The following is a 12,920-nucleotide window of genomic DNA, read 5'->3' on the forward strand; positions in this document are numbered from 1 at the left end:
TCTGGCTGTGTCCGTTCTTGCGGCTATTGACTCTGGAGTATGGTTCAGGGTTTACCCTGCTGAGCAGATATTAGGAGAACGACGGATAGAGTCAATATGTCTGATAATGCTGTAGTACGTTATAGCCGGGGATTTCGCTGGGTGCACTGGATCATGTCAGTACTGGTAATAACCATGCTGCTGGCCGGGCAACGTTTTAATACAGAGCTGCCGCAAGATGAGCGGCTGTTTTCTCTGGCCGGACATTCATCGCTGGGGCTTGTCGTTATTGTTTTGATGCTGCTGCGGGTTGTGATGAGAGCTTCAGGCAAAGCGGGTCGTCCTGTACTTGAATTACCACGACTTCAGCTGCTGACTGCACAGGTTGTGCAGTATGGCATTTATATTTCACTGATAGCTGTATTGATAACCGGCCTGGCAACAGCCTGGCATTCGCCGTTACCGGTTGAGCCGCTGAAGCTCTTTAATCTGGCAAGGGGGGATGCCGCACTGTTTGAGCAGGTGAGAGCATTTCATGCCGGCAGTATTTCTCTGCTTGGGGGGTTACTGACACTGCATATCGGTGCCGCTTTATGGCATCGCTATATGCGCCGGGATCAGGTGTTTGAAACAATGCGGCTGGGCAAGTAATGGATGAAGCTGTGAAATGCTGCCGGGCACTGATTACTGGCGGAACAGATGGCATTGGCCGAAGCATTGCAGTTGAGCTGGCTCGTGCAGGGTATGAAGTTCATATTCTGGGACGCAGCTCTGAACGGGGTGAGCAGGTATTAGAGCAACTCGAAGCTATTGCTCCGGGGCTGGAACACCGGCTGTTCCTGGTTGATTTATCCAGTCTATCGGCTTGTTGTGACTTTCTTGATGATTACTGTCAGGCATTTGAAGCGCTGGATCTGATGGTGTTGAATGCCAACCGTTTCTCAACAAAAGTCGAGCTCTCAGGTGATGGCATTGATAGCAACTTTGTTATCGGCTGTCTGTCCCGAGTCATGTTCTCGTATGCACTGGACCCATTGCTAAAGCGGGGAGATTCTCCACGGGTGATACATATTGGAGGCCTTAGTCGAGTGGTTGATATTCGCTATCAAAAATTGTCACAGCCGGATTATGGTGTTATGCGTTCCCTGTGGCAGGCGGCTACCGGCAGCGCTCTGTTGGTGCGATATTTTGGTGAGAATACAAAGTCCTCTGTTGCCCACGAGTTTATGCAGCCGGGCATTGTAAATACCAGAACAGTGACTGACAGACACTTTATCATTCGCTGGCTGAGTCGAATGGCCGGCAGTATTGAGCCAGAGGAGTGTGGTCAGCGTATCATTCGGCATATTCAGTCAACAGAGCCTTATGATGTAAATGGACAGTTTTATACACTGGAAAAGAAGCTGAAAGTGCCACCGGTACTTGGCAAGGCTGAGGACCAGTTCCAGACATTGCTGGATTACTGTTCTTCCCCCAAACGGGATCTCTGCAAAATGTAAGAGGTCTTAACAGGGTGGGCTCTGAATTTAATCAGTTATAATGCATAACCACTTATACGGAGCCTGCCCGAAGCCCCACCATTACCTATAGCAAACAGAACAGCTGTTTGAGAGTATTTGCCGCCCTCAAATCAGTCCCTGCTCTCACTTATTCATGAAAATCAGACACGCTGCTTTTGCTCTCCTTACCACTTTATCTCTGGGAGGGTGTACGACTCTTTTGCAGCCGGAAAACGGCATAGAAATCACAGGTAAAGGTGAATACCAGCTTATTAATACGGCAGGTGTTCTGATTGCTGAAGGTTCTGCTCCTGACACGGTTGATATCAGACCCAACAAGTCAGGGGATGATTTGATCCTGATTACTGAAGGAAAGCGTAAAATACTTCAAGCGGAAATGAGCCCGCTGTTTTATGGTAATTTCATTCCCATTTTCTGGCCTTTTATTCCTATCACTGTAACTACCGACCTTGTCAGTGGAGTTTGGGTATACCCTGACGAAGTTGTTGTTAAGTGAGTCAGTAACTTGCTCAAATTATGCTATCAAAGACATCATGAATGGTGTTGCCTGAAGTATTTATTTGAGACCAAAGGTCACCGCAGAATCAAACGGTTTCATGCATAGTCTTCTATGCCACAAAGCCTGTCTTTTAGGGCAGGCTTTCTTTTTGTGTTTATATGATACATATATTTCAAAATATCCAGATATGTGTATCATGTGCCCGGGGTCCAAAAATAATAGAGAATAAACCATGGCTGAATACAAGCTGACGGAAGAAGAACAAGAAGCGGCTTTTCAACAGCGTATTGATGATGAACAGAAAATTGAGCCCAAGGACTGGATGCCGGAGGCTTATCGCAAGAACCTGATTCGCCAGATTTCCCAGCATGCTCACTCCGAAGTGATCGGTGAACAGCCGGAAGGTAACTGGATTACTCGCTCACCGTCACTGCGTCGCAAGGCAGTACTACTGGCCAAAGTGCAGGATGAGGCGGGTCACGGCCTGTATCTGTACAGTGCCGCAGAATCACTGGGTATCTCCCGAGCTGAAATGATTGAGGCGCTGCAGACTGGTAAGGCCAAGTATGCATCCATCTTTAACTATCCTTCCCAGACCTGGGGTGATGTTGGCGCTATCGGCTGGCTGGTGGATGGTGCGGCGATCGTGAACCAGGTTTCACTGCAGCGGACATCTTACGGCCCGTATTCCCGTGCCATGATCAAAATCTGTAAGGAAGAGAGTTTCCATCAGCGTCAGGGCTATCAAATTATGATTGAACTGGCCAAGGGCACACCGGCACAGAAGCAGATGGCGCAGGATTCTCTCAACCGGTTCTACTGGCCGGCACTGATGATGTTCGGTCCTCATGATTCGGAATCCGCTCATTCCGCCAAGTCCATGAAGTGGAAAATCAAGCGGGAAACCAACGACGATCTGCGCCAGAAATTTATCGACCAGACCGTTCCACAAATTGAATTCCTGGGGCTTGAACACCCTGACAAGGCCATCAAGTGGAATGAAGAGCGTGGCCACTATGACAGTGGTGAGCTCAACTGGGATGAATTCTACAAGGTTATAAACGGCAACGGTCATTGTAACCGCCAGCGTATTCAGCACCATATCAAGGCCCACGAAGAAGGCGCCTGGGTGCGTGATGCACAGCTGGCTTATAACGCCAAGCAGAAAGCTAAAAAAGCAGCTGACGCCGCCTGATTTCCCTGAAAAAAGAATAATAAAGATTGAGGACTGGAAAATGATTCTGGAAAACCTGGAACTGTTTGAAGTATTTGTTCGCTCCAAGCGTGGTCTGGATCACAAGCATGTCGGCAGCCTGCACGCTGAAGATCATGAACAGGCACTGGAATACGCCCGTGACGTTTATACCCGTCGCAGTGAAGGTGTCAGCCTGTGGGTAGTGAAGTCCAGAGATATCTGTGCTTCCCAGGAAGATGACAGCGATTGCTTCTTCGATCCGTCTGACGACAAGCCTTATCGTCATGCCACTTACTACCCGCTGCCCAAAGAAGTGGGCAATATGTAAGGAGTGATGATAATGAGCGATAAAAGTTTGAACAACGATATCATCACTTACGCCACCCGTCTGGGTGACGATGCCGTGGTACTGGGTCACCGGGTTTCTGAATGGGTCAGCTATGGTCCGTTTCTGGAAGAAGATATTGCCCTGGGCAATGTGGCGCTGGACCTGATTGGCCGGGCCCGAATGTTCTACACCTATGCCGCTGAACTGGAAGACAAGGGTCGTACTGAAGACGACTTTGCTTTTATGCGTACCGAGCGGGAATACCAGAATCACCTGATTAATGAACTGCCCCGTGGTAATTTTGCCAACACCATTATTCGTCAGTTGATGGTTGATGTATTTAACCAGCATTACCTTGAACAGCTGCGTCACTCCAAGGATGAAACGCTGGCCGCGATTGCCGAGAAAGGTATCAAGGAAACCCGCTATCACCTGCGCCGCAGCCGCCACTGGACCCTGCGTCTGGGTGACGGTACTGAAGAAAGCCATCAGAAGATCCAGCAGGCGCTGGAAGATGTCTGGGGCTTTACCCATGAGCTGTTTGAGCAGGACGAACTGGAGCTGCGTCTGGCTGAGCAGGGTATTGCGGTAAAAGCTGCCGACCTCAAGGATCAGTGGCTGAAAGACGTTACCGCCATTCTGGAAGAAGCCACCCTGAAACTTCCACAGGAAGAGTGGGCCGTTCGTGGTGGCCGTGAGGGCTATCACACTGAATACTTGGGACAAATGCTGGCAATGATGCAGAGTGTGCATCGTGCCTACCCGGGTTGTCAGTGGTAACAGAACCCTGCCGGAAATAAAGGCAACCAGAGAAGTAGTCAGGGGCTCGCCTTAGAGAGTGCAATTAGAAGTAAAGCACGCAGCGAGCCCTGAAGCAGATAGCAGGCGGTAATGTTATGAATCAGTCGAACACAGTCACCATTCCACTGATGACCGAAGCCCGGTATCAGCGGGAGAGACAGCGTCGTAACTCGGAATGCCAGGAGCTATGGCGGGTACTGGATCGGGTCATGGACCCGGAAATTCCAGCCCTGTCGCTGTGGGATATGGGCGTTCTGCAGGATGTTGAGTCCTGTGAAGACCGGGTGCTGGTAACCATTACTCCGACCTATTCGGGCTGCCCGGCCATGGACCAGATGCGGGATGATATCGAGGATGCCCTGTACCGCCACGGGGTGGCCCGCGTTCAGGTCAAAACCCGACTGGCACCAGCCTGGACCACCGACTGGATGACCGACAAGGGTCGGGATCAGCTGCGCGCCTTCGGTATTGCCGCGCCTGATGATGCGCCGGAACATGCTGTCGACGATGAAACACCGGAATCGCAGGTCAAGTGTCCCTACTGTCGTTCAGATAATACGACACGGGTAAGTGAGTTTGGCTCGACTGCCTGTAAGGCACTATTCCAGTGTCAGGACTGCCTCGAAGCTTTCGACTATTTCAAAAAAATATAACAGCCATGAGCGTATTGGAAAGCCATGAGCGTGTTGAAAAACAGCCAGAAGCTGAGAATAAGAATACAGGTTGGGGCTATTTGGAATTATGACTGATACCAATTTTTATCCGCTCACGGTCGCTGACGTGCAGCCGGAAACCGACACCGCGATTTGTGTCACATTCAAAGTGCCTGAAGACCTTCAGGACAAATTTCAGTTTGTGCAAGGCCAGTTTCTGACCCTGCGTGCCATGATCGATGGTGAAGATGTCCGTCGTTCCTATTCCATCTGCTCCGAAGTGGGCGGCGCGCTGCGTGTAGCGATCAAGCGGGTTAAGGGCGGGGTTTTTTCCAACTACGCCAATGACAAGTTTGAAAAGGGTATACAGGTTGATGTGATGCCGCCGCAGGGCAGCTTCAACACCGAGCTGAATGCAGATAACAGCAAGAGCTATATGTGTCTGGCTGTGGGTAGTGGTATTACCCCCATGCTGTCGATTATCAAGACCGTGCTGGAAACCGAATCAAAAAGCGATGTGACCCTGATCTACGGTAACAAAGGCACTCAGGCCATGATGTTCAAGGAAGAGTTGAGCTTCCTCAAGAACCAGTACCTGACCCGCTTCAAGTGGATCAATATCATGTCGAAGGAAGATCAGGGTTCTGATTTGCTGAACGGCCGGATTGATAACAAGAAGGGCTACCTGCTGCAGAAGCAGAAGCTGATTGATATCCAGAATACTGACGAAGCTTTTATCTGTGGTCCGGAATCCATGATGTCGGAAGTCTCCCGCGGTTTCCGGATTGAAGGCCTTGATAACAGTCAGATTCACTACGAACTGTTTGCCAGCTCTGCGGATGACTCCCAGCAACGTCTGAAGAAAGCCCAGCAGCGGGTGCACGAATACGGTGAAGAGAAAACCAGTGCTGTAACTGTACGCGCAGATGGTCGTGCGATTACCTTTGATCTGGCTACTGTAGGCGAAAATATTCTCGATGCCGGTATGGAAAATGGCATGGAGTTGCCCTATTCCTGTAAGGCAGGTGTCTGCTCAACCTGTAAGGCCAAGCTGGTCAAGGGGCAGGTAGACATGGATATCAGCCATGGTCTGGAGCCCCACGAGATTGAAGCGGGCTTTGTCCTGTGTTGTCAGGCGCATCCGGTATCCGATGAAGTCGAGCTGGATTTTGACCTGCGGTAATGCTGTCCGGCAGTCTGTAAAGCTGCCGCATAATCTGGCCGGGGTGTACCCGGCCGGAACTTTTAAGCCATCAGTGTGGTAATGGGTAGCCACACTGGTGGCTGTTTTGTCAGACGCTCGTAGTTTGCTGCGCTATTCAATGGATGATTACAATGGCGCTCCCGATGATAGATGGAATAGATAGGGTGTCTGAAGCGAATACTGCTCAAAATCTGGATCAGGGCCTTGCTCAAAGCCTCGCCCAGAACCTTGCTCAAAACAGGGTACATCAGGTACAGCAGCGTATTGCTGACAGCAGTATCAGCTGTACTTCGATGGTCGTCACGATTTTTGGTGATGTGGTTTCCCAACATGGTGGCTGGATCTGGCTGGGTAGCCTGATCAAGGCCATGAAGCCTTTTGGTTTCAGTGAAAGGCTGGTGAGAACAGCCGTCTATCGTCTGGTACAGAGTGACTGGCTGATGACCAAAAAGGCCGGGCGCTGCAGTTATTACTGCTTTACCGATACGGCCAAAAGCCATTACGAGAAGGCTGCTCGGCGGATTTATCACCCCCGCCAGGTTGAATGGAACGGGTTCTGGACTCTGGTTTTACCGGTTTCGGTACCGGAAGAAAAACGGGATGAGTTTCGCAAAAGCCTGGGGTGGCAGGGCTTTAATACCCTGACCAACGGGGTATTTGCCCATCCGTCGCCGGATCGTCGTTCACTGGATGAAACCCTGCTGGAACAGGGGCTCAATGATCATGTTATTGTGATGTCTGCCAGCACCGATGAAGTGTATTCGTCGCAGGTGGTAAAAGAGCTGGCAATGGAGCGCTGGAAACTCAGCGAGCTGCAGCGGTCATACAGTGAATTCGTCGCGTTTTATCGCTCGTGGAATCAGCAAACAGTTCAGCGAATGCCCACAGGGCAGGACTGCTTTGTAATGCGAACCATGCTGATTCATGACTTCAGAAGGATATTGCTACGGGATCCCAATTTCCCGGATGCGATGCTGCCCCATGGCTGGGTCGGGCATGAAGCCCATGATCTGCTGCAACGGCTTTATCGTCGGCTAGCAGAGTGCTCTGTCGTATATATCAAAAATAATCTCGAATGTGTCAATGGTAACCTGCCTGAACCCCGGGGGGACTTCTACCAGCGCTTTGGTGGTTTGAAGTAACCGGCTCTGACAGCAGGTAACAGGATGTTTGTATGACCTCAACAGTCACACTGGAAAAGAACAATAATATTGCCGTTATCGCTATCAATAATCCGCCGGTCAATGCACTGTCTCAAAGTGTACGGCAGGGTATTGTTGAAGCTCTGACTGCTGCGGAAAATGATGCCGATATAGCGGCGGTCGTGCTGGCCTGTGAGGGACGCACCTTTATTGCCGGTGCCGATATCTCCGAGTTTGGTAAACCACCGCTGGAACCTCATCTACCGGATGTACTGCAGCGACTGCAACAAAGCAGCAAACCGGTAATTGCCGCGCTGCAAGGTACGGTTCTGGGCGGAGGCTTTGAAACAGCGCTGTCATGCCATTTCCGGGTTGCGTTGCAAGGCACCAAAGTCGGGCTGCCGGAAGTAAATCTGGGCCTTATTCCGGGTTCCGGTGGCACCCAGTTGCTGCCCCGGGTTGTGGGCGTTGAAACAGCACTGCAGATGATTACTTCCTGCAAGCAGGAAAAGGTCGAGAAGCTGGTAGACACTGATGCTATCGACCAGATTGTCGATGACAACCTGCTTCATGCGGCCATTGATTTTGCCAAAACTGTAGTCAGTGAACAGCGTGCCGCAGTTGCGGTGCCTGAGCGTTCTATTGCTGCAGATTCCTTTGTGGCAGATATCTTTGATCAATATCGCAAGACAGCAGCCAAACGAGCCCGTGGTCAGACCGCACCACAACTGGCTATTGATTCTGTCGAGAATGCAGTAAAGCTGCCGTTTGATGAAGCACTGGCCAAAGAACGTGAAATGTTCCTGAGTTGTCGTGCATCAAGCCAGTCCCGTGCCATGCGTCATGCTTTCTTTGCCGAGCGTCAAGTCGCGAAACTGGAAGGTATTGATAAGTCTGTACAGCCACTGGATATCAACGAAGTGGCTATTATTGGTGCTGGTACCATGGGGCAAGGGATTGCCATGTGCTTTGCCAGTGCCGGGCTACAGGTGCGGTTACTGGAGCTGAGCGAAGATAACCTGCAGACCGGACTGGCTTCGATTTACACCCGCTACCAGCAAAATGTGAAAAGAGGGCGGATGTCCGAACAGCAGCTGACAGATTGCATGGATCGTATTCAGGGTACCTGTGAATATGATGATCTGGCCGGAGTTGATCTGGTGGTGGAAGCTGCTTTCGAAAATCTGCAGGTAAAGCAACAGATTTTTAGCACCCTGGACAAGGTCTGCAAGCCGGAAGCCCTGCTGGCGACCAATACCTCCTATCTCGATATTGACCAGATTGCGACTGCAACATCCCGCCCGGAAAAAGTGCTGGGGATGCACTTCTTCAGTCCGGCCAACATTATGAAATTGTTGGAAGTCGTTCGTGCAGACAAAACCAGTGATGAAACACTGGTAACGGCCATGCAGCTGGGCCGCAAGATTCGCAAGATCAGTGTAGCGGTCGGTGTCTGCTATGGTTTTGTTGGTAACCGGATGTACGCCTGCTACGGCCGTGAAGCCAATATGTTGCTGCTGGAAGGTGCTTCACCGGAGCAGATCGACAAGGCCATGCAGGCCTGGGGCATGGCGATGGGGCCGCTGGCAGTGAATGATATGTCCGGGATTGATATTGCCTATAAAGCACGGCGGGAAAACCCTGATCTGCCGGATGATCCCTGCTACTTCCGTGCTGCCGATCTGATGGTGGAAAGTGGTCGGCTGGGACAGAAAACATCCGCGGGTTTCTATCAATACGATGAAGACGGCAAGAAACATGCTGATGCCAGTGTACTGGAAGTGTTTACTGCAGAAGCGAAGAGACTGGGTGTCGAACAGCGGGAGATTTCCGAGCAGGAAATTCAGGACCGGCTGGTATTTGCCCTGATCAATGAAGGTGCCCGGATTCTGAATGAAGGTATTGCGGCCCGCGCCGGTGATATCGATGCTATCTGGCTCAACGGTTATGGTTTCCCGCGCTTCCGCGGTGGTCCGATGTGCTATGCGCAGGAACTGGGACTGAAGAATGTTGTCTCCCGGATTGAACAGTTCCGGGAGCAGCTGGGTGACCGCTATTGGCAGCCTGCAGAACGACTGGTGACGTTGGCTGAAACAGACGGAACTCTGGTTTAGTCGATGAAATAACAGCTGCCGGGCAGGATAGAGATTATCTTGTCTGACCTTGCCCGGCATATAAAAACCAGGTCGTTTACGCTCTCAGCCAAAACTGTTTTTTACATTATTCAGGGCGCGTATCAGGTGGTCTTTTAAAACCCGGATGCGGGCGGCCTGCCTCACTTCTACATGAGTAAGTACCCAGAGCCCCCAGGGATTTTCCGGGACATTTATATCAAGTCTGACAACATCATTTTCAACCAGCTGCCCTGCCATTTTTTCTGGCAGATAAGCGGGCATTGCTGCTACGCCAAAGCCAGCGTTAATGGCAGCGTGCATCGAGGCCAGGTCGTTGACTTTTAAAGAGCAGTAACAGGAAGCGAAGTTATCCAGCGCCCATGGGGGAATTTCCGTCTCTCCTTCCCATAAAATGATACCTACCGGTTTGGCTGTATCCAGTTTTCGGTTGGCATAAACACCACCCTGCAAAGTTGCGATCCTGGTCCCGATCAGATTATCGGGTGGCTGCGATATACGAACAGCGATATCAGTTTCTTTGGCGGCTATATCCTTCAGGTCATTGGTCAGAGACAGGGTCAGATCCACGTCAGGGTATAACTGCCTGAACTCTGCAAGCGTCTCTGCCAGAAACAGGGTGAACAGATCATGAGGCATTGTCAGATGGATCTGCCCGGATAATAGGTCGTTATATTCGGTCAGGGTTCGTGCAACACACTGATGGGCCTGTTCCAGACTGCTGGCTTGGGCAAACACAGCCTGTGCGGCATTGGTCATTGCAAAGCCTTGGCTGGTACTGATAAACAGCTTTGCCCCAATGTTTTGCTCCAGACTTCTGATTCGTCTGGATACGGTGGTGTGATTGACCTTGAGCTTGTGTGCTGCAGCGGAGTAGCTGCCCAGTCTGGCCACTTCAATAAAATATCTGATGTCTTCCCAGTTATGCATATAACTTGTCGTGTGCATATGCGCAGGTTTGGTCTGCAAGTATGTGCATTTTAGCAGGGAGGGTCTTCACATATAGTGCCTGGCATCAGGTCTTGGTTTGAAAAACAAGGCCGCAGGCATGAGGATTTTTGGATGAATATTGCAGTACTTGGCACAGGAATGGTGGGCAGAAGTCTGGCGGTAAAGCTGGCGGAAACCGGTCACACTGTTGTGATGGGAACCCGAAATGTTGGCACTACTCTGGCTGTAACCGAAGTGGATGCGATGGGTAATTTGCCATTTAAACAGTGGTGTGAAAACAGGCAGGATATTGCTCTCAAGTCTTTTGCTTCTGCCGCTGCAGCAGCTGATATTCTGTTTCTGGCTACAGCCGGTGCTGCCAGTCAGGCGGTTCTGGACAGTATTGGGGCAGAGCTGCTTGATGGCAAAGTAATTGTGGATGTATCCAACTATCTGGAATTTACCGGCTCGGATCCACTGCCGGCACTGAAACTGGTGAATACCACCTCTTTGGGAGAAGAGCTCCAGAAGGCCTTTCCCAAAGCATACATCGTCAAAACACTTAATCATGTTGAACACTCTCTGATGGTGAACCCAGGTATGATTGAGGGTGGTCATAATGTGTTTATGAGTGGAGACAGTGAAGAAGCGAAAGTGCAAGTGAAAGAACTGCTGCTTTCATTTGGCTGGAGGCAGGAACAGATTATTGATCTGGGGGGCATTGTTTATGCCCGAGCGATGGAAATGCATCTGATATTATGGTGTCGTATGTATCAAATGCTTGGCACCGGCAGTTTTAACTTTGAGTTGAAACAACCGCATTAAAATGGTGTGACTTGCCAGTGCCGGTTATTTGATCGAAAAAGTCAGGGTGTCAGCTCTGACTTTTCCTTTTCAAAAGCCCCAATGCAAAAGGAATCAGTGCACTGGCAATAATTATGGCCGCCCCGATCACTGCAAGCAGGTCAGGCACTTCTGCAAATAACCAGTACCCCAGTAAAATGGAATAAATCATTTTTACATATTCAACATTGGCGACAATGTTCGCTTCACCTTCACGGTAAGCGGTGACACCAACCCACTGGGCCACAGAAGAAATTACACCGACTGCGGTGAGTAACAACAGCTCATAAACAGTTGGCCATTGCCATAGCGAAATACTGGGAATCAGTGCGATCAATCCTACGAATACAGCCTGATAAGCCAGCATAACGACTCTGGATTCGGTTTGAGCCATCCGTCGAACGCAAACAACGGCTACAGCTGCTCCCAGAGCGCCTCCAAGACCGGCGAGAATATAGATAGATGATGGATTGGCAAACTCCGGGCGGACAACCAGCATAACGCCGGCAAAGCCTGCGACGATAGTAAACATCCGGCCTTTACCCACCGATTCAGAAAGGAATACCTGGGAAATCAACGCTACAAACAACACCTGCATAAAACCCAGTGCTGTTGCGTCAGCCAGTGGAATATTACTGATACAAACGAAGCCAAGGTAAAGTGCGGCAAATGCTCCTGCAATTCTGAACAGATGTAACCGTATCAGTTGTGGTTTTAGCAACTTGTCCATAGCCCCGTACATGGCGGGAGTCAGCAGGGTAATAAAGACCAGCTGTCTGAAAAATAAAATCTGGAATACATCAATCCGCTCACTCAGCAGACGAACAATAACCCCGGTAATGGTAAACAGCGCTGTTGAAACCAGTGCCAGAATGACGCCTCTTGCAGTGGGAGATAGCGCTTCAAAAAAATAATCTCTCAAGCGTGTATGTAACGGCCGAATGACCGTGAAATCATTGTTCATTGCCTGCCCCGGCTCTGTTTTGAAGCGCTATTCTCAAGCCTGAACCTGTAGACAGGTCAATACCTCGCTGTGTTGTTATTCTGCAATAATGGCGGTCTCGTGCTTTATTTCCCGCATCGTAAAGTTGGAATTAACCTGGGCAACCCCTTCCAGCGGGAAGATGTACTCCTGCAGAAACTGTTCATAGGCCTTCATATCCTTCACCTGAATTCGCAGGATGTAATCGGCATTGCCTGATACGGCATAACACTGCAGGACATGCGGACATTTCTTTACTGAGTTTTCCAGTTCGGCCTGATGGGTCGGCGAGTGTTTGCTCAGGGATACCATCAGCATGACGCATAATCCCTTTTCGAGATGTTCAGCATTAACCAGTGCGGCATAGCGCTGAATAGTGCCCTGTTGTTCCAACGATTTAACCCGGCGCCAGCAGGCTGCGGACGACAGGCCGACCTTATCAGCCAGTTGCTGGTTACTGATGCGACCATCTTGCTGCAGCAGCGACAAAATGCGATGGTCAAAGGAGTCAAGAGTCATCATGTTCAGCTTTTATGAAAGGTTATTTTGTTGTTTTTGATCTGGCGCAAGAATATTTCTTTTGAGTGGTGTATGGCAATCTAATTTGCAAGCACCTTTCAGCTTTTTATTCATAAAATAGCGGCCAGACGACGCTAGCAGATGAAGCTGTACAGACTGATAAAAAGCACTTGATGCGGTTGAGATTGCAGTA

At 50.2% G+C, this 12,920-nt stretch carries 14 protein-coding genes; 11 read left to right on the top strand and 3 right to left on the bottom strand.

Annotated features, from left to right (window positions below):
• The first annotated feature begins 96 nt into the window (after positions 1-96).
• From ACYZZ0_RS19975 to ACYZZ0_RS20020, 10 genes are all read left to right on the top strand, one after another.
• On the top strand, positions 97-630 hold the full coding sequence (locus ACYZZ0_RS19975; RefSeq protein WP_461538430.1) for a cytochrome b: 534 nt from the start codon (positions 97-99) through the stop codon (positions 628-630).
• Positions 630-1,478 carry an SDR family NAD(P)-dependent oxidoreductase gene (locus tag ACYZZ0_RS19980; RefSeq protein ID WP_461538431.1) on the top strand — a complete coding sequence of 283 codons (849 nt, stop codon included), beginning with the start codon at positions 630-632 and terminating at the stop codon, positions 1,476-1,478. The genes ACYZZ0_RS19975 and ACYZZ0_RS19980 overlap by 1 nt, the downstream gene beginning before the upstream one ends.
• 154 nt (positions 1,479-1,632) lie before the next feature.
• A complete protein-coding gene (locus ACYZZ0_RS19985; protein WP_461538432.1) occupies positions 1,633-1,995 on the top strand; it encodes a hypothetical protein in 363 nt (120 codons plus the stop codon).
• Positions 1,996-2,230: 235 nt separating this feature from the next.
• Entirely contained in the window at positions 2,231-3,193 is a 963-nt protein-coding gene (paaA, locus tag ACYZZ0_RS19990) for a 1,2-phenylacetyl-CoA epoxidase subunit PaaA (RefSeq protein WP_461538433.1), read from the top strand.
• Positions 3,194-3,233: 40 nt separating this feature from the next.
• Positions 3,234-3,521: a 1,2-phenylacetyl-CoA epoxidase subunit PaaB gene (gene paaB, locus ACYZZ0_RS19995; RefSeq protein ID WP_461538434.1), complete on the top strand. Its 288-nt coding sequence runs from the start codon at positions 3,234-3,236 to the stop codon at positions 3,519-3,521.
• 12 nt (positions 3,522-3,533) lie between these two features.
• A complete protein-coding gene (paaC, locus tag ACYZZ0_RS20000) occupies positions 3,534-4,301 on the top strand; it encodes a 1,2-phenylacetyl-CoA epoxidase subunit PaaC (protein WP_461538435.1) in 768 nt (255 codons plus the stop codon).
• Between the two features lie 116 nt (positions 4,302-4,417).
• A complete protein-coding gene (paaD, locus tag ACYZZ0_RS20005; RefSeq protein WP_461538436.1) occupies positions 4,418-4,975 on the top strand; it encodes a 1,2-phenylacetyl-CoA epoxidase subunit PaaD in 558 nt (185 codons plus the stop codon).
• Positions 4,976-5,063: 88 nt separating this feature from the next.
• Complete coding sequence (paaE, locus tag ACYZZ0_RS20010; protein WP_461538437.1) at positions 5,064-6,158, top strand: 1,2-phenylacetyl-CoA epoxidase subunit PaaE; 1,095 nt, start codon at positions 5,064-5,066, stop codon at positions 6,156-6,158.
• A gap of 185 nt (positions 6,159-6,343) precedes the next feature.
• Entirely contained in the window at positions 6,344-7,321 is a 978-nt protein-coding gene (gene paaX, locus ACYZZ0_RS20015; RefSeq protein WP_461538438.1) for a phenylacetic acid degradation operon negative regulatory protein PaaX, read from the top strand.
• A gap of 32 nt (positions 7,322-7,353) precedes the next feature.
• Positions 7,354-9,435 (top strand): 3-hydroxyacyl-CoA dehydrogenase NAD-binding domain-containing protein, encoded by a 2,082-nt coding sequence (locus tag ACYZZ0_RS20020; RefSeq protein WP_461538439.1) that lies wholly within the window; start codon positions 7,354-7,356, stop codon positions 9,433-9,435.
• Positions 9,436-9,519: 84 nt separating this feature from the next.
• Here the strand turns inward: ACYZZ0_RS20020 and ACYZZ0_RS20025 are convergent, their stop codons facing one another.
• On the bottom strand, positions 9,520-10,383 hold the full coding sequence (locus ACYZZ0_RS20025) for a LysR family transcriptional regulator (RefSeq protein WP_461538440.1): 864 nt from the start codon (positions 10,381-10,383) through the stop codon (positions 9,520-9,522).
• Positions 10,384-10,515: 132 nt separating this feature from the next.
• On the opposite strand from ACYZZ0_RS20025, the gene ACYZZ0_RS20030 reads away from it, so the two are divergent.
• A complete protein-coding gene (locus ACYZZ0_RS20030; RefSeq protein WP_461538441.1) occupies positions 10,516-11,208 on the top strand; it encodes an NADPH-dependent F420 reductase in 693 nt (230 codons plus the stop codon).
• A 49-nt stretch (positions 11,209-11,257) separates the two neighbouring features.
• Here the strand turns inward: ACYZZ0_RS20030 and ACYZZ0_RS20035 are convergent, their stop codons facing one another.
• Together ACYZZ0_RS20035 and ACYZZ0_RS20040 are read right to left on the bottom strand one after the other, a co-directional pair.
• Positions 11,258-12,190 (bottom strand): DMT family transporter, encoded by a 933-nt coding sequence (locus tag ACYZZ0_RS20035; RefSeq protein WP_461538442.1) that lies wholly within the window; start codon positions 12,188-12,190, stop codon positions 11,258-11,260.
• Positions 12,191-12,265: 75 nt separating this feature from the next.
• Positions 12,266-12,730, bottom strand: coding sequence for an Lrp/AsnC family transcriptional regulator (locus ACYZZ0_RS20040; protein ID WP_461538443.1), 465 nt, complete (start codon positions 12,728-12,730; stop codon positions 12,266-12,268).
• Positions 12,731-12,920 lie beyond the last annotated feature (190 nt).

This window comes from Spongorhabdus nitratireducens (assembly GCA_947387575.1).
Classification (GTDB): Bacteria; Pseudomonadota; Gammaproteobacteria; order Pseudomonadales; family Endozoicomonadaceae; genus CANDOC01.